Below are 25,271 nucleotides of genomic sequence, written 5' to 3'. Positions count from 1 at the left end.
TCTTAAACCATTGTATATTCAAGCAACAAAAATCGTCCCTCTATACATTACAAACGAGCAAGTATGTGAAACCGTTAAAAAACTAAAAAGGTCACTTATGAATGTTTTCAATATCAAGAACAGTCAAATACAATCGTTCTATTTAAATTTATACAAATAACGTTTTTACCTTCATCCTTAGCATGACAAAATGTGAAAGTTATATATTTGTTTTTTTTCATAAAAAGAATGTTTATATTACAAATAAACTTGTATCGCACATAAACAATTCTTCCAATAATCCACGGATTGAAACAAGATCATATGCAACTTGCCTGCTCTTTGTTTTTACTTTAGGCATTTATTGTTTTTAAATATTTACCATTTTTTGCTTATCTCAACCTCATAGAAAGTCTTTTTCAGAGTTTCAGTCTTATTTTTAGGCTATCTATTTCATACTCTTTTATAAACGAATTTATAAACGAAACTGTAAAAAACACCTCAAGACAGGCAACTGGTATGACAAATACTGAAATCTATATTAAAACTCTCCCTAAAGCAAAAAAGATGAGAGATCTTTCTTAAAGTGCTCACACCAAACTTTGCTTTGAAAGTCATTAATTGAGCAAACAATTTGGCAAAAAATATCTGATATTGAATCATAGACAAATAAAAGTATTTTTAAATCTAAGTCAAATAATGGATTGATTATAAATATAATTCATCATTTCGCATATTAAATAAGAAATCCGAATATCGTAAGATTCTCTCATTCCAAACCGGTCGCATGTTGCAATTACTCAAAACCATTTGATTGCATGTTACAAGCAGGAAAAGCCGTGTGGATAAAAACTGTACAAGAAAGGACTAAAAACGCCTCTTATGAATCGTCTCACATACCAGAGGCTGTCACAGCATTGAGAGCTAGCAAAGTGTGTGATGAATGCCGTCTTGTCCCCTTCATAAGTATAAATAAGTATAAAGATGGTGGTAGTCAGGGTTTGCCATTATACCCTTCATAGATAGCGTCGCGAAATAGGCTTGGGAGCATTGAGAAATGTTTCTTTAAAACAAGCGCACGTAAGTATGCAACTCAATGGCGTTTTATTCTTTGAAACACACCAAGATCAAAAGTTTAACATTAAAATAAATACTTTGTTTTCTCATCGATTTGGATAAAGCTTTCTATCAGGCCCTGTCTGCAAATAGTCCAGATTTTTGTCGAGTAGATTTCATTTAGCTTCCCATTCATGTAATTCATTTTACCAGGGGTTTTATAGACAAGTCCTTCACTAATCCCACCACGTACTCTAAAAACACTGATCAAGGCGTTCTACATGCCTTATATAATCACACTTAAAATGACGATATTTACGGCATAAGAAAATAACGCAGAATCTCTAGGCTATATTCATCTAAACCCATGAATTTTGTAATGACTGATTGCTATTATACAGTGTTATTCGTTCCCTGAAATCTCCCTTCTCATGTCTTTTCCGAACAGTACTCTTCATTCTCATCGTGCACAATCATAACACCCTTTAAACAAATAACTCCCCCCCTTTTTTCAAGTGATAATATCTCCTTTCTTCATTTTTCGAGCATACGTTACACCTCTCAATATTGTTTTCTCACTTTTTAAAAACTCATTGGACCTCGTCTAAATAGGTTTGGTCGTCCTCCTTTCCCTGGTCCTTTTTTATGATTATATCCTCTTTTTTTACCAGAATGTGACACAGGTACTAACTTAGCTGATGTTATGAATTCGCTGTTATCCGTGCAAGAAAGTTCTATTTGAAAAACTTCAGATAAAACCTTGCGAAGCTGTTCACCAGAAAAAAGATCTATTGGAGGAACAGCCGAAAATGCTCTCTGTATAAGGTTTTGAGATGCTAAAAAACTCGCACCCTGAGCGATAGAGATTGAAGCAAAAGTAGCAAAAGCTGTAATAAAATATTTTATGTTCATAAATTTAACCTCATCAAATATCCATAATGGATTTTACCTAGTGCCTTCGTTGCAAATTTCTAGAGAAAAATAATATGTTTATAGATAAAAAGTGAAAGTCCTTAAAAATAAAGCTTTGGAGCCTTTTGATTTTAAAATAAAAGCAAATTGCCCTGCTCTGCCAACATAGAAATCACTTATTGAGTAATAAACAAAGGCACGAAATATCGTCTGAAAATAATAAACTATACGAATATCACATCAACATATTGATTTATAAATATAATTTATTATTTCCTCACACAAAATGAGCTCCTCAAATATCAGAATATTCTCTCATTCCAAACTTGTTCATTATACATTAAGCAAATTTATTCGCTTCCACATCATAAATGAAGTTTGTATGTGGATAAAACTCTTGAAAACAGGGAGATTCTCACGAATCTGTTTAAATGCAAAAGCTATTGCAACATTTTGACTTAGTAAAAAGCGCTCTTGCTGACTTGCTTCTAGCACACTTTTCTAGGAGTTGCTCTTTGCATTGTTCAATACAATCGTAGTTATCTGTATACATTAATCATATAATATATTGATTTATAATGATAATTTTGCGTTATTCATATTGAATAAAAAACCTGAATACCGTAAGATTCTCTCATCCAAATCTTTTTTATGTTGAATCTATCAAAACCATTTGATTGCATGTTACAAGTGGGGAGAGGCGTATAAACAAAAAACACTAAAAAAAGACTAAAAATGCCTCTTATAAACCGTCTTAAGTGCCAAGGGACCACAATATTGGGAGCTGGCAAATTGTGTGATGGTAGCGGCTTGTTACTCCATAAGCGTAAAGATGGAAGTGCTCAACGAATTTTATATCATATTTTGGGACTTTATCTTTATACCACTCATAAGCGCCGCCGTGACATGGGCTTGGGTGCCGATTTCTTCTAAAAAAAGCACATGACATTAGCAACACAAATATATTCCGTTTAGAGCGTTCTGTTTTACATGAAAAACGTAAATCCATTAAAAACGTGAGAAACAAAAGCGTGAGGCAATGCGTAATCTCTATTATTGAACAGACACCGCTTTAGATACTTTTGAAAGTCGTAAAGCAGAATTAAAAATGATGGTAAAGATGAGATTTGGTTTTTATATTTACGCCTTCATATTCTCCCCCAATTAGGCTGTGTACCGGTTTCAGAGATTTAAGTCTTCCAACCTACCATATGTTTCCAAACTCTCCTCAAAATTGCTTTTTTTCAAATAAAAGCTGTTACAAAAATAAAAAATATGAATTAGTAAAAGTGCTTTGATTACCTAAACTTCAAATGAAATAGCACTTAAGAATTTATTATAACTATTATCAGAAAAGATGAGAGGATAAATGCCCATAATGTACAAGCATTTTGTCCTCTCATATCAATAATTAATGCCATTTAAAAGCCAATTTTAAAGTTAGCTATGCGCAAAAATATCAACTTCCGCCCATCCTAAAAGATCAAGCCTAGCTCTCATAGGCAAAAATTGAAAACATGCCTTGGCAACATTTTCTCGCTCTTCACGTCTTAAACGTTCTTCAAATATAACCTTTAAACGATGCAAATATAACACATCCGACGCAGCATATTCAATTTGTGCCTGTGATAACGTTTCTGCCGCCCAATCCGAAGATTGTTGCTGTTTAGAAATATTCACATTCAGCAATTCATTACAAATTTCTTTCAAGCCATGACGATCCGTATAAGTACGCGTAAGTTTCGAAGCAATCTTTGTACAAAAAATAGGCTCTGGCATAACACCAAATGTATGCGCTAAAATAGCAAGATCAAAACGTCCAAAATGGAATATCTTGGTGACTGCATTATCCTCAAGCAATTTCATCAAATTTGGTGCACTCTTTTGTCCTTTAGCAATTTGTATAATATCGGCAGTACCATCTCCAGAAGAAAGCTGAACAACGCATAAACGATCACGATGGGGTTGTAATCCTAAAGTCTCAGTATCAATCGCAACAGTATCAATTTGATAATTATCTAAGTTTGGTAAATCACCTTGATGAACACGAATCTCAGCCATTTACCCTCCTATTTGCGAAAGCTGCAAGAATACGCGCCCAAGACCGCTGCCCTTTATGAAATGATTTTAAATTATACTTTTCGTTAGGCGAATGAATACGGTCATCAGCCAGTCCAAAACCAACCAAAAGAGTTTCCATACCAAGAATTGACCGAAAATCTGCTACAATTGGGATCGAGCCCCCCATGGCTGTCAAGACAGCAGGCACTTCCCACTCTTGTGATAAGGCATCCTTCGCCTCCTTGATAAAAGATGAATCATCAGAAATCTGAAGTGCAGGAGAAGAACCGTGATTCTTAAATTCAACCTTACAATCAGCCGGAATTGAGCTACGTACATAATCACGCAACGCTTGGCGTATTTTCTCTGGATCTTGCTTATGCACCAAACGACAAGATACTTTTGCACTCGCTTGAGAAGCAATAACTGTTTTCATCCCCTCCCCTTCATAGCCGCCGCTAATACCATTAATTTCCATGGTAGGACGTGCCCATACAAGTTCCAAAATGCTCCGCCCTTTTTCACCAACAGGAATGGAAAGCCCTATAGGACCAAGAAAATTTCCAGCAGTACAATTAAGTTCATTCCATGACTGCAAAATCTTTGGAGGTGTTTCTTCTACGCCATCATAAAAACCAGGAAGTGTTACCTTATTATCTTCATCATGAAGTCCTGCTAAGATTTTCGTTAAAATATGAATGGGATTAGCTGCTACTCCTCCAAAATAACCAGAATGCAAATCACGATTCGCTGCTGTAATAATAATCTCTTCTGCCATAATTCCCCGAAGAGAAAGAGCAATAGATGGTGTATCCGCATCCCACATCGACGTATCACAAACCAATGCATAATCTGCCTTAAGTTCATCTTTATTCTCTTTTAAAAAAGGAATAAGGGAAGGAGAAGCACATTCTTCCTCACCTTCACATAAAATAGTAACTTTAACAGGAAGATTCCCTGTTTCTTTCTTAAATGCACGACATGCTTCAATAAAAGTCATCAACTGACCTTTGTCATCTGAAGCTCCACGAGCACAAATAACTTTCTCTCCATCTCTCTCTTTTAAAGAAGGTGTAAATGGATCATCCTCCCACAAACTCAATGGATCAACAGGTTGAACATCATAATGTCCGTAAAACAACACATGCAAACAATCATCAGAAGGTCCTGGATGATGCCCAACAACCATTGGATGCCCCGGTGTATCACGGCGTGAAGCCTCAAAACCAATGCTTTTTAAATCCTCTACTAACCAATCAGCTGCTTTACGACATGCATCCTTGTAAGCCGAGTCTGTAGAAATCGATTGAAAACGTAAAAGAGAAAAAAGGCGTTCAAGGCTCTTTTCTATATTTCCATCAAGATGTGTTAGTACTTTATTCAGCATAAAAAAACCTTTCAAGCCTTGTGTAATTATATTATAGATACGATGACTTTAAGCCTCTTGTAAGATTTTGCAAGACACCTTATTCATTTTTGGCATTGTGAGCAGTAAAAACTTGAACGTCCAGCCTGTAAAATACGCACAATAGGCGTTCCACATTCTAAACATTGCTTGCCTTCTCGTCCATACACTGAAAAAGCATGTTGAAAATAACCAAGTGAACCATCTATATGCATATAATCACGTAAAGAAGAGCCACCAGACAAAATGGCTTCAGAAATCACATTGCGTATATTTTGTGCTAAAGAATCTGCAAATTCACATGCACGTGCCGTTTTTGATGCCAATGTAAATGCACTACGTTGTGGAGACAAACGACTCCGCCAAAGTGCTTCACAAACATAAATATTCCCAAGACCTGCAACAATAGACTGATCAAGTAAAACGCTCTTGAGAGACATTTTTTTATTAACAAAAGCCTTTTGTAAATAACGACCAGAAAACGAATTACTCATAGGTTCAAGCCCTAGCTTATTTAAAAGTGGATGTTCATAAAGCTTGTCCGTATTAACTAAAAGCATAAATCCAAAGCGACGCACATCATTATAAATAAGATGATAAACTTCACCATCCCTTGTTTGAATATCCATGGCAAAATGATCATGCTTAACCAATTTACTTGTCGTTGAAAAAACTGTTCTTAAAAGATCATTCTCTATACGCCATGAACCAGACATTCCTAAATGGCTTAAAATCGTTTCATCCTGAGAAAGATGAAATAATAAATATTTCGCACGCCGACCAAGTTCTATAATTGTTCTGCCAATAAGGCGCTCAGAAAAAGCCTCAGGAAAAGGAAAGCGCAAATCTCTACGATTAAGTCTGACAGATACTATCTTTGCATCAGTTACAACAGACTCTAGTCCACGACGAACTGTCTCTACTTCAGGAAGTTCCGGCATCTCTCTTCTTTAATAATTATACACTTTTCAATTGTATCACCAATAAATTGACTTCTTTTCCCCCTCAAAGAACGAAGGTTTCCTCTACATCTGCTCTATAAGAAACAAATTTTTGATGAGTAGATTTTCCTTGGCTTCCTACTCATGTGATTCACTTAACTAAAGACTTTATAGCCAAGCCCTACCTTGAATATTCACCAGACATTCTAAAATACTTAACGTATCAATGAGGCTTACACCCCACCTCAAATGCGGCATAACAGGATTAAGCCCATTCACCCTTACGAAACACAGGAACTCTTACACCATCTTGGGTAATGCCATCTATATCAATTTCGCCAGAACCAATCATCCAGTCAATATGAATGACACTTTTATTACCACCACGTGCTGCAATCTCTTCTGACGTCAAAGATGCCCCATCTAAAAAGCATTTGGAATAACATTGCCCTAAAGCAATATGACATGCAGCATTTTCATCAAATAAGGTATTATAAAAAAGGAGGTCACTCTTAGAAATTGGTGAAGAATGGGGCACAAGAGCAACTTCGCCCAATCGGCTTGCACCCTCATCACTTTGCAAAACCTGTTGCAAAACTTCCTGACCCGTTGATGCACGAGACTCAACAATACGCCCTGCTTCAAAACGTACTTCAATATTATCAACCAGTGTTCCTTGATAGGAAAGTGGTTTCGTCGAACGAACAAAACCTTCAACCTTATGAGCATGAGGAGTCGTGAAAACTTCTTCTGTCGGAATATTCGGATTGCAAATAACACCATTTTGAGCAACGGATGCACCACCATGCCATTCATGATCATCTGCCAAACCAACAGTTAAATCAGTCCCTGGTCCTGTAAAGTGTAAGGCAGAAAAACGCTGCTCATTAAGCCAAGATGATCGTTTCTTTAAATTCTCGTTATGGACAACCCACGCATGTACTGGATCTTCTTCTGTAACACGTGAAGCAGAAAAAATTGCATCGGCTAATTTTTTAATCGCCTCATTAAGTGGTAAAGAAGGAAACATTGCCTCAGCCCATCCTGCTGTTGGATAAGCAACAATTGACCAATTTATAGAAAAATTCGATATTTTTTTGAGAGCAGGCTGGTAAGCTAGTGAAGTCGCCTTATTCAAACGCGCAACCTTATCAAAATCTTGATTGGAAAGGAGCAAAGGATTATCACCAACAATTGCTAAACGCGCTGCCCCATTTTCAAAAGCCTTCGCCATTCCCTCATAAAGCCAAGAAGGGGCACAATCAAAACTAGCTGTATGGGCATTTTCAAAACGTGTAAGCGATAACATATCATCACTAAAAATTGGTGTAATGACACCAGCACCAACCTTATAAGCATGATATGCAATACGCCGAACAAAAGGTAATGCTGAAACTGGAGCAGTCAAAACAAGATCCTGCCCCTCTTGTAAATTCAACCCCACTTTTACTGTAATTTCTGCAAGACGATTAAGCATTTCAGGCGAAATTGTCTCATGAATATCAAAGTACATTACCAATACCCTTCTTTAAATAAAATGTGCTCTTTACGTCGTCATATTATAAATTGTTTTTTAGATCCTTTGAATTCACTTTCTCTGACGTATATCTATGCATGTCATTATCGCTAAAGGTTCACTTAATTCATAAACCGCAATGATGGGGGTATAACCCTTCTCTGGTCGTAAAAAACTTACCAATTTCTGTGTCGTTTTTCTAACATCGCAACAATTGCATTTAACTGATCTGATGAAGGCAAAGCCATAATCGTTTTATTTTCTTCTTTTCTAGCTAGATGTTGAGGTGCATAGGCAGGAATAGGAACTTTATCAAGCCGTACCATAGCAAAATGCGCAGGATGTGCCGTTTTGGACTGTGCTACTTCTGTCGAAGGAGATGCACTTTTCTCTACCTTTGCTCCCCTACTTTGTGTGCCTTCATCTATAAAGCTTGGCGCATGACCAGAACGTTCTTGAGCAAAAGCATAAGCAACATCATAAGGGCGATTATTTGTAGGAACTTGGAGTTCCCCATCACGTGATCGTTTTTCATAAAAAGCATTTCCCCCTGCAACCTGAACATAATGCATGTTTTTATACGGAAAAGACAAACCAGCGGTATGAAAAAACTTAGCGTGTTTAACTTTCTTATCTCGTTCACCCCGTAAAACAGCATCAGCTGCCTCTCTTACACGAGCAACAGATGCTTTCTCCGTCATAGGACGCGTTAAAACACCAGGAGCAAACTGCTTATGTTGACCAACAACACCACAAATCGTCTTAGGATAGGCGGTTGAATTAACACGATTCATAACAACCGTCCCAACGGCAATCATTCCTTCACGGCTTGTGCGATTTGATTCAAAATACATCGCTCGCATAAGACATTGACGCTCTGTCAATGGATACGTAACTGTTTTTGTCTTATTATTATTTACTTTTCCAGTATCTAAACGATTTGAAGCACACCCCACAACAACTAACGGCGCTACACAACAGGTAACAAAAACATTCCAACGATTTTTTTTCATCTTATGCAACACATTCCTACAATCTCTGAGCTATTCAAATTTTGAAATGAGCTTTAAATGTATCTCTCAATAAAGTACATAGCCAATTGTTACCACTCAGTAAAATTTTAATACAGGAGGTAATAAAAAAGTATCTATGCAAAATAAAAAATAAAAAACTCTTAATTCACAGATCAATATTGTTATTCTTCATGGTCCAATATAGGCCATAATAACCCACACGTTTCAATTACAATAAAGCAACACTATCTACTTCTTCTACATACGAAAAAATTTGGATACCAAAACTCTTTGCATCGATATTGAAAAAAATAATACAGATATCCCCTTTAATATAAAATTTTAACAAAATGATCTGAAAGGAAATTCCCCTAGAAAACTCCCCTCCGACCACAATACGAGTGATGATACCATCCAATATACAAATATGTCAAACCAAGAGTTAGCAATCTGCCATGCTTTTCTAAAAAACTCTTTGTTGTTTCTTTGTACTTTTCGATAATATGGCTATCTTATTCTTTCTATAGCTGCACTGTAAGAAAATACTCATATATCTACAAACTTATTTTATACATATAAGAAAAATTTTAACCTATTTTCTTCTCACCTACCCCAACCTTATAAGTAAGGTCATCGCGAGGACGATCAGAAGACATATGGTAACCCGTTATGATATAATGTAGCATTTCAGCAATATTAGTAACATGATCACCAATTCGTTCAATATTCTTTAAACAAAACAGCAAGTGCGTACAAACCGTAATATTGTGCATATCTTTCATCATATATGTCAAAAGTTCACGAAAAAGAGAAGTATACAAAGCATCAATCTTCTTATCACGCTCACGCACAGCGTCAACACGCTCTAATAGGCGACTCGTATAAGCATTTAAGACTTCTTTTAATTGATTGAGTGCTAAAGCTGTAATTGTTTCAAGCCCATGATAAATAGAAGCAGATTGACGTATTTCTGAAAGTGCAACAGTCCTTTTAGCAATGTTTTTGGCCATATCCCCAATCCGCTCAAGATCAGAAGAAATACGAATGGCTCCAATAATTTCACGCAAATCAACAGCCATCGGTTGGCGTTTGCAAATAATAGCAACCGCTTTTTCATCAATGTCACGTTCTGCTTCATCTAAAAACACATCATCGGCAATCACTGTCGTTGCAAGTTGAAGATCACTACACACAACCGATGCGACAGAATGTTCAATCATCCTTTCTGCATGCCTCCCCATTTCTGTAATCCTTGCTTTTAAATATTTTAGTTCTGCATCATAAGAACGGACAGTATGATTCATAGACATATCTTACACTCCTCAATTCACCTATCCAAAACGCCCCGTAATATAATCTTGCGTCCGTTGCTCTTTTGGTGAGGTGAAGATCATTTCAGTCGCACCAACTTCTACCAAATGCCCTAAATGAAACATAGCCGTATATTGAGAAACACGTGCGGCCTGTTGCATGGAATGCGTTACGATAACAATTGTATAATTTTGCCGTAACGCATCGATAAGCTCTTCAATCCGTGCCGTCGCAATGGGATCAAGAGCCGAGCAGGGCTCATCCATCAAAATAACTTCAGGACTAACCGCAATAGCACGTGCAATACATAAACGCTGTTGTTGCCCCCCTGATAAACTTGTTCCAAGATCGTGAAGACGGTCTTTTACTTCTTCAAACAAACCTGCCTGCCTCAAACTCTTTTCAACTATATCATGCAATTCAGAGCGCGTTTTAACTAAACCATGAATGCGTGGACCATACGCAATATTCTCAAATATAGATTTTGGAAAAGGACTGGGCTTTTGAAAAACCATTCCAACACGGGCGCGCAATTCTACAACATCAATCCTCTGGTCATAAATATTCTCCCCATCTAGGGTAATAAGACCGGTTGTTTTAGCGCCTTCAATCGTATCATTCATACGGTTAAAACAACGCAAAAAAGTCGACTTTCCACATCCTGATGGACCAATCAAAGCTGTTACTTGATGTTCAGGAATATCAAGTGTAATACCGTGGAGTGCTTCTTTGTCCCCATAAGAAACCTTCACATCCTGACCTCGCATTTTAATCTTCATTACAAAAATTCACCTTACAAAAATCTTATCAAAGCTGTTATTTTATTAAAATTACTGGCGGCGTTCAAATCGTCGACGTAAAAAAACCGCAGAAATATTCATGGTTGCAAGAAAAATCATTAATACAATAATAGCACCTGACGTCTTTTCAACAAAAGCGCGCTCTGCTTCACCCGCCCACATAAAAATTTGAACAGGCAAAGCCGTTGCTGGATCCATGGGGGTCGTAGGAATATTGACAACAAAAGCAACCATTCCAATCAAAAGCAAAGGCGCTGTTTCACCCAAAGCCTGTGCGACTCCAATAATTGTGCCTGTCAAAATACCAGGCGCTGCTAAAGGAACAACATGATGAAAAATCATTTGTGTTTTTGATGCTCCCAGTCCTAAAGCTGCTGCACGAATAGAGAGAGGAACAGCACGCAGAGCGGAACGTGTTGCAATAATAATCGTGGGGAGAGTCATGAGCGCTAAAACAAGACCACCAACAAAAGAGGCTGAACGTGGTAATCCTAAAAAATTAACAAAAAAAGAGAGTCCTAAAAGACCAAACACAATTGAAGGAACAGCTGCAAGATTATTGATATTAACCTCTATAAAATCTGTAAATTTATTTTTGCGTGCATATTCTTCCAAATAAAGAGCCGTTGCTATGCCTATCGGAAGTGAAACTAATAAAACAATGCCTATCATATAAAGAGAACCAATGATCGCAACACCTAATCCCGCAGTCTCAGGACGACTTGAAGCGCCAAATGTAAAAAAACCAATATTAAATGTTTTATAAAGCGTACCATCATGCGCTAAACGCTTTATCCATTCTACTTGTCTATTAGAAACTTTACGGTTTTTTTCTGCTACACGCAGATCAATCTGTCCCTTATAAGCAGAATCAATATCCGCAGATGCCAAAACTTTAACTTTTCGCATTGTGCCAATCAATTGTGGATTCTTTGTTACCATTTCACGCAGCTGAACGCGGACACCATTTGAAAACATACGGTTAACTTCTCGAAGAGAGGCTCGATCATTTTGATCTATATTAAGTTTCTTTGCTAAAGCATTGCGTACAAGAAGTGGATAATTCGCCGTCATGAGCACTCGTGGTTTTGTTTTATGTTGACCACTTGGATCAATGATCTTTTCATCCAAATAAATCGACAATGTCATTTCACTTTGAAAAAAAGCTGTATAACCCTGACTAATGATAGACCATAAAAGTGTAAATAAAAAAAACAAACCAATAAAAATGGCAATCAAACCATAGGCACGAAAACGACGTTCAGCCCAATACCGACGCTTGAGGCTAATATTGCGACGAGGGGAAAAATCTTCATTCATTCATATTGTTCCCGATATTTACGCACAATATAAAGAGCCAGAATATTCATCAAAAGTGTCATAACAAAGAGCGTCATCCCTAAGGCAAAAGCCACCAGAGTTTGTGGAGAATTAAACTCAAAATCACCGGTCAATTGATTAACAATCTTAACAGTCATCGTAGTCATCGCTTCGAAAGGATTGAGTGTTAAGTTTGCTGCAACACCTGCCGCCAAAACCACAATCATTGTTTCTCCAATTGCACGCGATGCCGTTAACAAAATGGCCCCCATAATCCCTGGAAGCGCTGCTGGTATAACAACTTTTTTAATTGTTTCAGATTGCGTTGCACCTAAACCATAAGAACCTTCACGTAAAATGCGTGGAACAGCCGTAATAACATCATCCGATAAAGAGGAAACAAAAGGTATCAACATAATTCCCATCACAACTCCAGCGGTCAAAACACTTTGTGCCATAATAAATCCAACCCCATCTGAGAGAGAAACAGAGAGATCACGTAAAAATGGTCCTACAACCTTCAAAGCAAAAAAACCATAAACAATGGTTGGGATGCCAGCAAGAACTTCCAACAATGGTTTTACAATTGCTCGCAATCGCGCAGAAGCATACTCAGCCATATAAAGAGCTGAAAATAGCCCTATAGGTACAGCAAAAAGCATGGCGACAAATGCAATATAAAGCGTACCCGCAAGAAGCGGTATTAAACCAAATTGTCCTACTTCATCGCTTGAGCCGCTCGCGGAAAAACGCGGATCCCAAACTGTTCCTAAAAAGAAATTGGAAAAGGATACAGACTGAAAAAAGCTTACTGTCTGAAAAAACATCGAAAGCGCAATGGCTATTGTTGTCAAGACTGCAACAATAGATGCACAAATTAATCCAATAATAATAAAAGATTCAACCTTATTGCGCGCACGCTGATGAGGCGCAATTTGCATCATTCCACAGACAAAACCAAAAGATGCAATAGCAAAAAGGAAACCATAACCTATAAACTTAAGCTTTTCAGAAGAGAATACCCACGACTGTGCTATTTTGAACACATCATCCGATGTTTCACTAGGTAAAATCAATCCCTTCGCGAATAACTGTGCCTGCACTTCCTTATAAGAAGCGGTAGAAAGATTCCCCTCAAAGCGATGAATCATTTTGACGAGACTTCGAAGTGTCTCCCAAAGTAGATCATGATTTACAGACTCTGTTACATGCGCACTATACGCCCCAAGCTCTCGAGAGGCATTATATTCTAAATAAATTGTACTCCCAGAATCCCAAACAATTAAAAAAATAAAAGCTGGAATAACAGTAATCAAAAATGTCCACCAGCCATAATAATACGCACGAGAATGCATCTTATGCTGTTTGTATTCAAGAATGCGTGCTCGCATATAAGAAATACAAAAGCCACAAAATCCAAAAATCAATAATAACGAAATAATGAAGGAAATGCGCATTTTATCTTTCAGTTTTTATAAAAAATAGCACCTAAATTTCCTATCCCAGAAATCCAACCAATTATTCCCTGCAAATTATTTCAATGTCATTCCTCGACCAGTAGAAAAATCAGAACGCTGTGCTTGACGCTCCTTTTCAGGAGAAACAATCAAACCATATTCAGCCAAAGGGCCCTCTGGACCAATCATTTGATCAGAAAGAAAAAAGTCAACATACTCCCGTAAACCTGAAACAATATCTAAATGTGCTTTCTTAATATAGAAAAAAAGCGGACGAGAAACTGGATATTGTCCACTAGAAATCGTCTCAACTGTTGGCGCAAAACCGTTAATATCGGCAACCTTTAGCCTATCAGCATTATTTTGATAAAAAGACAAACCAAAAATACCGACCCCTGTTTTATTAGAAGTTAGACGCGCAAATGTTTCAGAATAATCACCATCAATATCAACCGCTTTTCCATCCTTACGTACCGCAATACAAGCAGTGTGTATCTCCTTATCATCCATTCCTAAAGACTTCATCACCTCAACTGCCCCACTCTCTTTACACCCAACAGTAAGTAATTTTTCCTCAAAAACTTCACGCGTCCCATGCTTCTCTCCAGGAATATACGCTGCTATCGTCCAATCAGGAAGAGCACTATTAACTGCACTCCATTTCAAAACATTATTCGGTTGCAACTTTCCGTCTATAATAATTCGAGCAGCAAGAGCTTTATAAACATCTACTGGCTTTAATTTCCAATCAGGACCCTTAATATCTGTTGCAAAAACAATACCATCATACCCAATACGTATTTCCTCAACATCTTTTACACCAGAATCAAAACAAAACTGTAATTCACTCGGCTTCATTGCTCGCGAAGCATTAACAATATCAACGGTGTTCTCCCCAACACCACGGCAGAATTCCTTAATACCAGCTCCTGTTCCACCCGATTCGATAACAGGAACCTTAAAATGGGGATAAATTTCTCCAAATGTCTCAGCAACAATCTTTTGATAAGGTAAAACTGTAGATGAACCAGTAATCTGTATTTGATCGCGCGCATTGCCTCCATTTGCTGACAGCAGTAGCGCAAAAATCAATCCCACTCCAATTGATAATACTCTGCTCATCTATAAACTCCCTAAAAATTGAGGACAAAGCCTCTTAATTTGTATCATACGGTCATTCTAGTTCACATTTACAACATAACAAATATAAAAAACAACATGGATCATTTTTTAAAAGCATGTTTTTGTCCTCTGTCAAATAAATTAATTTGAACGCTTGAACTCAATAACATCCCAAAACAAATGAGCAACATCTGTACCGCAGAAGCGTTTAATTTCACAAATTCCTGTAGGAGACGTCACATTAATTTCTGTTATATAATCTCCGATCACATCAATCCCCACAAAAAGAAGACCACGTTCCTTTAAGGCTGGACCAATGCGTTCACAAATCTCATAATCACGTTTTGTTAACTCAATATTTTCCGCGCGACCTCCAACATGCATATTAGATCGCACATCTGTTTTTGCCGGAATTCGATTAATAGCTCCAACGGGTGTACCATCAAGCAAAATAATCCTTTTATCTCCTTTTCGTACTGCCTCTAAATAGCGCTGAACAATAAAAGGTTCGTGATAAATTTCTGCAAACATTTCCAACAATGATGCTAAATTGCGATCATCTTGTTTTAAATAAAAAACACCAGCGCCCCCATTTCCATAAAGTGGTTTAACAATAATATCGCCAAATGTCTCTCTAAAAGCTGTTATTTCTTCAATATCTTTGGTAATTAATGTTTCTGGCATCAGATCAGAAAATTCAGTAACAAAAATTTTTTCTGGACTGTTGCGTACCCATGCCGGATCATTTACAACGAGTGTTTTAGGATGAATACGTTCTAACAGATGAGTCGTCGTGATATAATTGAGATCAAAAGGTGGATCTTGGCGTAAAAGAACCACATCCATATCTGTCAATTCCGTGCGAACAAGCTTTTCTAATTGATAGTGGCTTCCCTCTTTATCATGCACAATCAATGGCTCTAGTCGTGCAATCACACAACCATCACACAGAGATAAACGATCTGGTGTATAATGGAAAAGAGAGTGTCCACGTTCTTGTGCTGCTAAAGCGAGTGCAAATGTCGTATCTCCTTGAATCCGAACCGTTGAAATATGATCCATCTGAATGGCAATTTTCATAAATAAATCCTCCCTATCCTAAAAGCAGACTGGTCTATGCACCATAAACTTAGTAAACAATAAAAGAACTATGACAAGAGAAAATTTATGACACAAGAAACAGATACACAATTAAACAACAAAGAAATCGAACGCTATGCACGCCACATCATTTTGCCTGAGATTGGTGGTGCAGGGCAACAAAAACTAAAAAAAGCACGTGTTCTTGTTGTGGGCGCTGGTGGTCTTGGTGCTCCTGTCTTAACCTATTTGGCTGCAGCAGGTGTTGGAACCCTTGGAATTGTCGATAACGACATCGTTTCACTTTCCAATTTACAACGCCAAGTTATTCATAAAACAAATGCAATAAAAAAAAGAAAAACAGACAGTGCTGAAACAACTATAAAAGCAATAAATCCTCATGTTATAGTTGAAAAACACACCCTACGCTTAGATAAAAGTAATGTGGATAAACTGCTCAATGCCTACCACATCATTGTTGATGGAAGTGATAATTTTACGACACGCTATCTTCTTGCTGATCACGCTGCACAATGCAAAAAACCTTTAATAAGTGGTGCTGTAGAACGTTTTAATGGCTCATTAACCGTCCTTATGCCATATAAAGACAATAATCCTCACTATCGCGATTTATTTCCCACGCCTCCGGCTCACGGGACTATCCCAACATGCGCTGAAACTGGAATCATCGGTGCTTTACCTGGCGTTATTGGGACCCTACAAGCAATGGAAGTTATTAAAATGATCACAAATATTGGTGAACCCTTAGTGGGAAAAATTCTTCTCTACAATGGATTATTAGCGCAATTTAATATTATTACTTATAAACGCTCAAATTATAAGGAAAACGCCATAGTTATTAAAAAGCTTGGGGAAGCATGATTATGTCTCCTTCCGCACTAATTTTTAGCTCTCTCGCAATATGTATTGAAATACTGCTGTTTTATCATAAGTCATCGAAACACTGTAACCAATGGAAACGATTAAATTTATCACAAATATGGAAGACCTTTTGTGAAAAAATAATTCTCTATAATGGATTATCAGCATAATTTCATGTCATCGTCTATAAGCTGCCATCAGTATTCTTGTGTAAAAAAATTTCGAAGTAGATAAACGTATAATCAGCAGAACTCTATTCAACTATTTTACTATTCACACATAAAAATTGTTTCACATGAAAGTTTTTACTTCAAACCATAACCTATAAATAAATAATCTAAATCATATTTTAGTTATCGATACTATAAAAGTTCAATGATCTGTCCCTACACCTCTAACCTCAAGAGAAAACAGCTATTCATCAAGCATCATAAAACGCAGCTTAGGATTATTGCACGTATAAGAATAATCAATTATCTCTGTTCATAAGAAAAATACGTGGGTATTAATGTGTATAGAAAGATTAAGATAAACCTCATGGAGAGCTTTAATTATATAATTATTGCATTCAGAAGCAGAAAGCTGCGGCTCATGAATTAATAATCCTTCAACAATAATTTCACAGACAAGCATATGTAGAAAAAGTGAAGCAAAAGAATCTTGAAAACCAATCTGCAGATGACAGCGTAAAGAGTGCATTTTTATAAAAGATCTCTTTAAAACAAGCGAGTAAATATGTAACGTTAAATACGCTCTGTTTTGTGTGAGAGGCGTTCCCCCTAACAAAACATCAATAAGAGCTCTTTTTATAAAACCGTGAAACTAAAATTACAAAAAATCAGACTTCTTTCTAAAATTAACATCTATGGTATAAGTTAATTTGGCTCGTTCGCTTTATTATTATCCATTGGTAAAGGAACAGGATGGTCGGATAAACTACGTAAATAAAGCAAAAGATCAGCACGATCTTGGTCATTTTTAATTCCACGAAAAGACATAATGGTCCCAGGAAAAACTTCACGTGGAGAATGTAAATAACGATCCAAAGTGATAAAATCCCATTTTTGATCAGAATGAGAACGCAATGCCCGTGAATAAGCAAAACCTGCTGCTGATGCCAAAGGGCGGTTAACAATCTCCCAAAGAACTGGACCAACACGCCCTGCTTCATTGCGTCCAGAAGTATGGCATATGGCACATTGGCGAAAAAGTTTACGGCCATTTTCAAAATTGCCTTGTTGAAGACGGCTATTTAGTGATAGGGAAACATCAGATGCTTTTTGTTTTTCTTGAAATGTATCATTCTTGGCAACTGTATGATAATATTGGATTGATGTAGGATGATCGTAAACTATATTGCTAAGAATGGAAATCCCCACAATAATGGCCAACACACATAAACAAGCACAAATAAAATAAATAAATCTCGGGCGATTCATAAAAACTCAAATGTTCACGGTTTCATTACCATGTTTAGTTTAAGCTTTTTCTTTATAACACACAACATCATAAATGCATCACAGATGACATTTGGAATCTTACAATGGCTCTTGAACCAATTATTCTTATTCCTGCTCGTATAGGCTCAACCCGTCTTCCTCAAAAAGCTCTCGCTGAAATTGGCGGAAAGCCGATGATTGTTCATGTCGCAGAACAAGCCAAAAAAGCTGCAATAGGGCGTACGATCGTTGCAACAGATCATAATGATATTGCTAAAGCTGTTGCAGATTATGGGCATGAATGTATCATAACACAAGGTGACCATAAGTCTGGATCTGATCGTATTTATGAAGCTTTAATGCGTATTGATCCTGGACAACGTTACAATACCATTTTAAATATACAAGGTGACTTACCAACAATAATGCCTCGTGAAATCATTCATGCGCTACGCCCTTTAGAAAATAGCTTTACTGATATTGCAACCTTGGGTGCTCGAATCATTGAAGAAAATGAAAAAATAGATCCCAATGTCGTCAAAATCATTGGTACACCTCTTTCTCAAAATCGCCTTCGTGCTCTTTATTTTACGCGCACCACAGCACCTTATGGAGATGGTCCTCTTTATCATCATATTGGAATATACGCTTATCGGCGCGAAGCACTTGAGAAATTTATATCATTCAAACCCTCTACACTCGAGCAACGTGAAAAACTTGAACAATTACGTGCATTAGAACATAATATGCGCATCGATGTGGAGATAGTTGATACGATTCCCTTAGGCGTAGACACACAACGTGATCTCGATAGAGTACGTAAGATTTTAGCATGAAAATACTTAAAAAAACCAATAAAATTTCTTTCCAAGGAGAATACGGCGCTAATTCCCATATTGCTTGCTCCAATATGTTCCCCAATATGGATGCTGTTCCCTCTGCTACTTTTGAAGACGCCCTTAATTTAGTGGAAAGTGGGAAAGCTGATCTTGCTATGATCCCTATTGAAAATACTCTTGCGGGACGCGTTGCAGACATTCATCATCTTTTACCGCAATCATCTCTTTATATTATTGATGAATATTTTTTACCTATCCATTTTCAATTAATGGTTTTGCCCGGCGTTACATATGACGAAATTAAAACCGTCCACAGCCATACGCATGCCCTTGCACAATGCCGAAAAATCATACGAAACAACGGGTGGAAACCTGTTGTTTCTACAGACACTGCTGGAGCTGCAAAGTTTATTAAAAAAAATGCTAAACGTTCACAGGCTGCCTTAGCTCCTCTGATCGCAGCAGAACTTTATGGACTTGATATTCTAGAAAGGGATGTTGAAGATAACCCTCATAATATTACCCGCTTTGTCATTCTTTCACGCTCCAAACGACATGTCCCCAAGCCTAAAAATGGCGAAAAAATCATCACCAGTCTTCTTTTTCGAGTGCGCAATGTCCCAGCTGCTCTCTATAAAGCTATGGGAGGATTTGCAACGAATGGTATCAATATGACAAAATTAGAAAGCTATCAAATTGGTGGAAATTTCAATGCAACACAATTCTTTGTTGATATTGAAGGTCATCCTGAAGACCCGATGATGAAACTTGCCTTAGAAGAATTATCTTTCTTTTCTGCAGAACTGCGTATTATCGGTACTTATCCAGCACAAAACGATCGAACATCGTATATATAAAAGCAATTAAGCTGCCATCATTTTTTGCTGATATCAAATAGCATCGTAAAAATTTCATGATGCAACGCATCTTGGAAGAGCTTGTTTTTTCTACTCAACACCCTTCATAAACACTGAAGAAGAAAATTTAGCTCTCAAAACAATTCAAATTATTATACATAATAGAGCATTCAAATCTCTTAGACTGATATCATTCTGAACATGGTTTAAAGCTAGAAAATGCAATTTAGCCCTGCTTTTAGCATTAAGTTTGAACTTTCATTTTTATAAAAACTGATTTATGATTCATCTCACTTTAGAAAAAAGGAAAAGATAATGAAAAAAATCTTCGCGCAAGGATTATTAGCCGCAAATATTCTCGCCTACTCTAGTGTTGCATTTGCTGGCTTTGGTGAGAGAAAATGGAATTTTGCGCTGGATGAAAGTGTTGTGATCATCCCATCCGATATTATCCATCAAGGAGTTGAATACTCTTGTAGTATCTTTAAACCGAATAAAGTATCCTTCACTTTATCGTACTCTACCCCTTCTGATCTAAACAAATTGAGAATTGTTGTTGATGATGAAAAGAAAATAACCCATGATAAAGAAAAGAAGATCTTTACACTAAAAAATATAAAATCTCTTCATATAAGTTTTCCTTCGTCAGGACATTATATTTTTAAAAATATTACGAAGAAAAAAGTTGTTGGAACAAATTGTGACACAGGAGATTATGATTAATAATATTTCTATAACATCTAAATTTGAGTAGAGTTATTCTTTTTTCAGGTATTTTTTTCAAAATACGGCATGGTAAGCTATTAAAACTAATCGCTGAAGAGGTATTTTTATACTAATATGGAAAACCTTAAGCTGCTCAGAACATTAGACACTAAAAGACTTTTGCAAAAACTAAAAGGATAAACTTGAATTGTTCTGTATTTTCTACTATCAGAGCTATTTTTTTAATAAGAATATAACTTCTATCTTCGTAACTGCTTTATTTTAAGTACTATAAAGCACATCGTACCTAAATCACTTAGATAAACAGAAAAGCAAAGTTTGCTCTATAGATGTATTCCTCGCTGCATTTTAAATCATACTCATTCAGCTTTTTGTAAAAGTTCATCTCGCTTTTCTCTCCTTGTTAAAGAATATAATTATTTGAAACTATAAAATGTCGCTTATATCGAATAAGAACCATTTTTATGCTTATAAAACCAATAACCCCCTTATTTCTATAGCGTTGAATGTTGCATCTTCTCTTGTATGAGCACAGTCACTTAAAAAATATATGAAATCTTTTCTCAAATGATGAAAATTCATATATTGATCCATCTTGTGATGAACATCAATGTTTTTTAATTAAAAGAACAAGCACGCAAAAAAGGAATCAAAATGCTTCTTATAAAGCCTCTCAAGTGCAAGGGATCGCAACATTGGGAATTGTTAATAGTATGAGGGCTCAAATTTATACTTTTATTAAGCATAAAGAGGGTAGTGCACAATGGATTTATACCTCAAGGGAAGTATGTATACTATTTACGAGCGGGGGTTGAAATATAGTTAAGAATACTGAGAAATAGCTCTTTAAAAAGCATGTGAATGGACAACATTAAGTTATTCTGTTTGGGATGTTCTGTTTTGTGTGAGAGGATCAACACCATTAAAGCAATATTTGCTAATTATTTAAATAGCACTCTTCCCCCTAACTTTCGAATGTTAGCCAATTACATGATCTATCTACTTTATTTGCTTCTTTGACTGTTGTAAATTTTTGATGATTCAATTTCGTAGTTTTAGAACAGACGTATCTATCCTAAAACTCTTACATATTTCAGCGAATGAGAATAATTATACATTCAGATTATCCTAAGCGAAAAAATATTTTCATACCAAATAAATATGAAGAGCTACTGCTATGAAAACTGATAAATCCATAATCTCTTTGTTGTTTATATGCCAATAAATTAAACGCAAAGAAAAATTCTTCGTCGTTCTTGGGATATTTTTCGTTTCTGAGCTTGATTTTTCATTCCAAATCGACAATATGAACTTGGGAGGTTGGTGGTGGACGAACTGCTCGCCAACTGGGTCAGGTCTGGAAAGAAGCAGCCCCAACGAGTTCTGGTACGGGTCATCGTACCAACCTCCTATTTTGCTGAAGAAATTATTTTTTATGCTGTCTTTTAACGAGGTACTTTTAATCTTCAGAGCGGCATTTGTATGCAGAAAATAAAGGCGTTTGGTTATTTTTTAACAAATTGTCCCATAAATAATTTGATTAAGAAAAAATCCTTTTATATGAGTCTACAGTATTGATCTATGCTTTTGTATTATCAAAATATACGCATACAGAACTTCGAAGTTGGAAATATTCATGGAAAATGTACCGGTAGAAACAGCCTATCGTGTTCTTGCTCGTAAATATCGACCCCAAAACTTCTCTGACCTCATTGGTCAAGAAGCTATGGTGCGTACTCTCACCAACGCCTTTGAAAAAGGTCGTATTGCACAAGCGTGGATGTTAACAGGGATTCGTGGCGTAGGTAAAACCACAACAGCACGTATTTTGGCACGTGCGCTTAATTATAAAACAAAAGATATTGACCAACCAACAACCGTATTGGACTCTCTTGGTGAACATTGCACACAAATTATCGAAGGACGCCATATTGATGTTATAGAAATGGATGCCGCTTCTCATACGGGCATTGATGATATTCGTGAAATTATTGAACAAATACGCTATCGTCCTGTTTCTGCACGTTATAAGGTTTATATTATCGATGAAGTACATATGCTCTCAACACAAGCCTTTAATGGTTTATTGAAAACTCTTGAAGAACCACCGTCCCATGTGAAATTTATTTTTGCCACAACAGAAATTCGCAAAGTTCCTATTACAATCCTTTCGCGTTGCCAACGTTTTGATTTGCGGCGTATTGAATCAAAAGCTTTGAGTGCACATTTGCGCCAAATTGCGAAATATGAAAAGGTAGAAGTAGAAGATCAAGCACTTTCTATGATTGCCCGTGCTGCAGAAGGATCTGCACGTGATGCATTATCCATTTTTGATCAAGCGATTGCCCATAGCAATGGCAATATTAATGCCATTGCGGTGCGTACAATGTTAGGATTAGCGGATCAAGCACGTATTATTGATCTTTTTGAAGATATCATGAAGGGCGATGTTGTCAATGCATTACATGAATTACGCAGTCAATATGAGGCAGGTGCTGATCCTCTTACTATATTGACAGAACTAGCCGATTTTAATCATTTGGTCACACGTTTACGTTTTACACCAGAAATAGTGGAAGATTTCTCACTGACTGAAGAACAACGTTTAAGAAGTTTAGATTTTTCAAAAAAACTTTCCGTTCCTGTTTTATCCCGAAACTGGCAAATGTTACTCAAAGGTTTACAGGAAGTTAATCAAACTACACGTCCGCTTCAAGCCGCTGAAATGCTTTTAATTCGTCTTGCTCACACGGCTGACTTACCAACTCTTGGTGAAGCTTTAAAAAAGCTTACGCAAGAAAAAAAACCTCTCACACTGGTTAAAAACTCTTCTCATCAAGAATTTACAAATGCAAATAATATAACAAAAGAAACAATGGTCGAAGCCCATGCTTCCTCGAACGTTTCAAATACATTATCAGATCAATCAGATTTAAAAACATCCTTGAAAAACCAATTAGATCATTCCTTACAACCGGAAAATTTAGTTAAACATCAAAACCCTGACAAAATCAACGTCCAAGAAGTAACAGAAACTCTTGAAACTTCTCAATCTATTGATCTTTCTGAAAAGATTACTCAACCTAAAACTCTAGTGATTGATTCTTTGCACGATATTGTTCAATTAGCCGAACAGCATAATGACGCTCCTTTCAAACTCCTTGTTAGAGAATTTGTTCATCCTGTTTCTTTTGAAGCTGGGCATATTACCTTAAGACTTTCTGAAAATACCCCACAATTTCTTGCTCATGATATAGAAAAAAAGATATCTCAATGGACTGAAAAACGCTGGACAATAACTTTTGTAAATGAAGGAGGTGGCCCAACCTTACAGGAGGAAAGTATAGCGATTCAAAAGACTCTTTTTTCCAATGCAGAAACAGATCCTGATATCGCGAAAATCCTCAACCATTTCCCAGAAGCAAAAATTGTCGATATTCGACTCAATAAAGAAGAAAATGATCTTGATTTACTCCCCAATACCTTTAAAAATGCTGATATTTTTAAAAATAAAAATGATATCAATGATGAATAAGGATACCTATTCCTATGCGTGAAATGATGAGCATGATGAAAAAAGCCAAAGAAATGCAAGAAAAAATGCAGAAGATTCAGGAAGAAATAGCTAATCTGCAAGCTACTGGCACTGCAGGGGGTGGTCTCGTCAATATCACTTTAAATGGCAAAAATATTATAACAGCAATTCAAATTGATCCTTCATTACTCAAACCTGAGGAAGCTGAAATTCTCGAAGATCTCATTATGGCAGCTTATAATGAAGCAAGAACAAAAATCGAAATCGCAATAGAAGAAAAAACCAAAAGTATAACGGCAGGGCTACCGCTCCCTTCAGGTTTCAAGCTTCCATTTTAATGAAACGGATTTTTTCCGTGGGACAAAAATATGTCTAAATACATTGCAGGACTTGAGATTGAACGTCTCATTCAGATTTTATCACGGATACCAGGTCTTGGTCCACGTTCAGCGCGTCGTGCTGCGCTTCATCTTATCAAAAAAAAGGAAACATTGCTGGAGCCTTTAGGAGCAGCTATACAAGCAGCTATAGAAAAAGTCGGCATTTGTTCTGTTTGTGGAAATGTCGATACCATTGATCCTTGTTCAATTTGTACAGATTTGCGCCGCGATGATACAACAATCATCGTTGTTGAGGATATTGCTGATCTGTGGGCTCTTGAGCGCGCAAAAACTTTAGCCGCCCGTTACCATGTATTGGGTGGACGACTCTCCCCCTTAGATGGAATAGGTCCTGACGAACTCAACATTTCCACCTTAATACAACGTGTTATACAAAATCCTATTACGGAAATTATTCTTGCCGTCAATGCGACTGTCGAAGGTCAAACAACTGCTCACTATATCACCGATCAGCTTTCCAATTTTTCAGTTAAAATTACGCGACTTGCTCATGGTGTTCCTGTAGGAGGCGAGCTTGATTATCTTGATGATGGAACTTTAGCGGCAGCTGTACAAGCACGAACCAATCTTTAAAACTTTTTCCTCTCCACCTTTAGCTCTTTAATGACGGGGGAATATT

General features: G+C 36.8%; 20 protein-coding genes, 1 other RNA gene and 1 pseudogene. 9 read left to right on the top strand and 13 right to left on the bottom strand.

The genetic code is table 11. The features are described from left to right. Positions 1-1,617: 1,617 nt before the first annotated feature. A complete protein-coding gene (locus tag ACFINF_RS02660) occupies positions 1,618-1,947 on the bottom strand; it encodes a hypothetical protein (protein WP_375619560.1) in 330 nt (109 codons plus the stop codon). A gap of 735 nt (positions 1,948-2,682) precedes the next feature. Between ACFINF_RS02660 and ACFINF_RS02655 the strand changes: the two are divergent. Continuing rightward, positions 2,683-3,138, top strand: a pseudogene (locus ACFINF_RS02655) (integrase); the annotation flags it as partial. Between the two features lie 249 nt (positions 3,139-3,387). Here the strand turns inward: ACFINF_RS02655 and ACFINF_RS02650 are convergent. The 11 genes from ACFINF_RS02650 to gshB all read right to left on the bottom strand — a co-directional run bounded on the left by ACFINF_RS02650 (position 3,388) and on the right by gshB (position 15,973). After that, the gene (locus tag ACFINF_RS02650) at positions 3,388-4,008 is read right to left on the bottom strand and encodes a ribonuclease H-like domain-containing protein (protein WP_375619559.1); all 621 of its coding nucleotides are present in this window, start codon (positions 4,006-4,008) and stop codon (positions 3,388-3,390) included. Further along, positions 4,001-5,395 carry a M20/M25/M40 family metallo-hydrolase gene (locus tag ACFINF_RS02645; RefSeq protein ID WP_375619558.1) on the bottom strand — a complete coding sequence of 465 codons (1,395 nt, stop codon included), beginning with the start codon at positions 5,393-5,395 and terminating at the stop codon, positions 4,001-4,003. Before ACFINF_RS02645 ends, ACFINF_RS02650 begins: the two co-directional genes overlap by 8 nt. A gap of 83 nt (positions 5,396-5,478) precedes the next feature. Next, positions 5,479-6,354, bottom strand: a complete 876-nt coding sequence (gene mutM / locus ACFINF_RS02640) for a bifunctional DNA-formamidopyrimidine glycosylase/DNA-(apurinic or apyrimidinic site) lyase (protein WP_375619557.1) — start codon at positions 6,352-6,354, stop codon at positions 5,479-5,481. Positions 6,355-6,619: 265 nt separating this feature from the next. After that, positions 6,620-7,867: an aminopeptidase gene (locus ACFINF_RS02635; protein ID WP_375619556.1), complete on the bottom strand. Its 1,248-nt coding sequence runs from the start codon at positions 7,865-7,867 to the stop codon at positions 6,620-6,622. Between the two features lie 179 nt (positions 7,868-8,046). After that, entirely contained in the window at positions 8,047-8,883 is an 837-nt protein-coding gene (locus ACFINF_RS02630) for a cell wall hydrolase (protein ID WP_375619555.1), read from the bottom strand. Positions 8,884-9,470: 587 nt separating this feature from the next. Continuing rightward, a complete protein-coding gene (gene phoU / locus ACFINF_RS02625) occupies positions 9,471-10,193 on the bottom strand; it encodes a phosphate signaling complex protein PhoU (protein ID WP_375619554.1) in 723 nt (240 codons plus the stop codon). A 21-nt stretch (positions 10,194-10,214) separates the two neighbouring features. Further along, a complete protein-coding gene (gene pstB / locus ACFINF_RS02620; RefSeq protein WP_375619553.1) occupies positions 10,215-10,973 on the bottom strand; it encodes a phosphate ABC transporter ATP-binding protein PstB in 759 nt (252 codons plus the stop codon). Between the two features lie 51 nt (positions 10,974-11,024). Further along, a complete protein-coding gene (gene pstA, locus ACFINF_RS02615) occupies positions 11,025-12,314 on the bottom strand; it encodes a phosphate ABC transporter permease PstA (RefSeq protein ID WP_375619552.1) in 1,290 nt (429 codons plus the stop codon). Beyond that, on the bottom strand, positions 12,311-13,771 hold the full coding sequence (gene pstC / locus ACFINF_RS02610; RefSeq protein WP_375619551.1) for a phosphate ABC transporter permease subunit PstC: 1,461 nt from the start codon (positions 13,769-13,771) through the stop codon (positions 12,311-12,313). Before pstC ends, pstA begins: the two co-directional genes overlap by 4 nt. 75 nt (positions 13,772-13,846) lie before the next feature. Further along, complete coding sequence (locus tag ACFINF_RS02605; protein ID WP_375619550.1) at positions 13,847-14,893, bottom strand: PstS family phosphate ABC transporter substrate-binding protein; 1,047 nt, start codon at positions 14,891-14,893, stop codon at positions 13,847-13,849. A 141-nt stretch (positions 14,894-15,034) separates the two neighbouring features. Then, positions 15,035-15,973, bottom strand: coding sequence for a glutathione synthase (gene gshB / locus ACFINF_RS02600; protein WP_375619549.1), 939 nt, complete (start codon positions 15,971-15,973; stop codon positions 15,035-15,037). 87 nt (positions 15,974-16,060) lie between these two features. On the opposite strand from gshB, the gene ACFINF_RS02595 reads away from it, so the two are divergent. Continuing rightward, entirely contained in the window at positions 16,061-16,855 is a 795-nt protein-coding gene (locus ACFINF_RS02595) for a molybdopterin-synthase adenylyltransferase MoeB (RefSeq protein WP_375619548.1), read from the top strand. Between the two features lie 875 nt (positions 16,856-17,730). Here ACFINF_RS02595 and ACFINF_RS02590 read toward each other — a convergent pair. Continuing rightward, on the bottom strand, positions 17,731-18,294 hold the full coding sequence (locus ACFINF_RS02590) for a c-type cytochrome (protein ID WP_375619547.1): 564 nt from the start codon (positions 18,292-18,294) through the stop codon (positions 17,731-17,733). Between the two features lie 104 nt (positions 18,295-18,398). Between ACFINF_RS02590 and ACFINF_RS02585 the strand changes: the two genes are divergently transcribed. The 7 genes from ACFINF_RS02585 (at position 18,399) to recR (ending at position 25,225) form a co-directional block, all read left to right on the top strand. Then, the gene (locus tag ACFINF_RS02585) at positions 18,399-19,130 is read left to right on the top strand and encodes a 3-deoxy-manno-octulosonate cytidylyltransferase (RefSeq protein WP_375619546.1); all 732 of its coding nucleotides are present in this window, start codon (positions 18,399-18,401) and stop codon (positions 19,128-19,130) included. Further along, positions 19,127-19,990, top strand: a complete 864-nt coding sequence (locus tag ACFINF_RS02580) for a prephenate dehydratase (RefSeq protein WP_273787808.1) — start codon at positions 19,127-19,129, stop codon at positions 19,988-19,990. Before ACFINF_RS02585 ends, ACFINF_RS02580 begins: the two co-directional genes overlap by 4 nt. Positions 19,991-20,305: 315 nt before the next feature. After that, a complete protein-coding gene (locus ACFINF_RS02575; protein WP_375619545.1) occupies positions 20,306-20,713 on the top strand; it encodes a hypothetical protein in 408 nt (135 codons plus the stop codon). Positions 20,714-22,031: 1,318 nt separating this feature from the next. Continuing rightward, positions 22,032-22,129, top strand: an RNA gene (gene ffs, locus ACFINF_RS02570) — signal recognition particle sRNA small type. 223 nt (positions 22,130-22,352) lie between these two features. Further along, positions 22,353-24,251, top strand: a complete 1,899-nt coding sequence (locus ACFINF_RS02565) for a DNA polymerase III subunit gamma/tau (protein ID WP_375619544.1) — start codon at positions 22,353-22,355, stop codon at positions 24,249-24,251. 14 nt (positions 24,252-24,265) lie between these two features. After that, entirely contained in the window at positions 24,266-24,589 is a 324-nt protein-coding gene (locus ACFINF_RS02560) for a YbaB/EbfC family nucleoid-associated protein (protein WP_375619543.1), read from the top strand. 30 nt (positions 24,590-24,619) lie between these two features. Next, on the top strand, positions 24,620-25,225 hold the full coding sequence (recR, locus tag ACFINF_RS02555) for a recombination mediator RecR (protein WP_375619542.1): 606 nt from the start codon (positions 24,620-24,622) through the stop codon (positions 25,223-25,225). Positions 25,226-25,271: the final 46 nt, after the last annotated feature.

Origin of the sequence: Bartonella sp. TS25HLJMH (assembly GCF_042193505.1) — a bacterium.
In the GTDB taxonomy this organism is placed as follows: domain Bacteria; phylum Pseudomonadota; class Alphaproteobacteria; order Rhizobiales; family Rhizobiaceae; genus Bartonella; species Bartonella grahamii.
The sequence above is the reverse complement of the archived record's forward strand: the minus strand, read 5'-3'. Positions and strand labels throughout refer to the sequence as shown.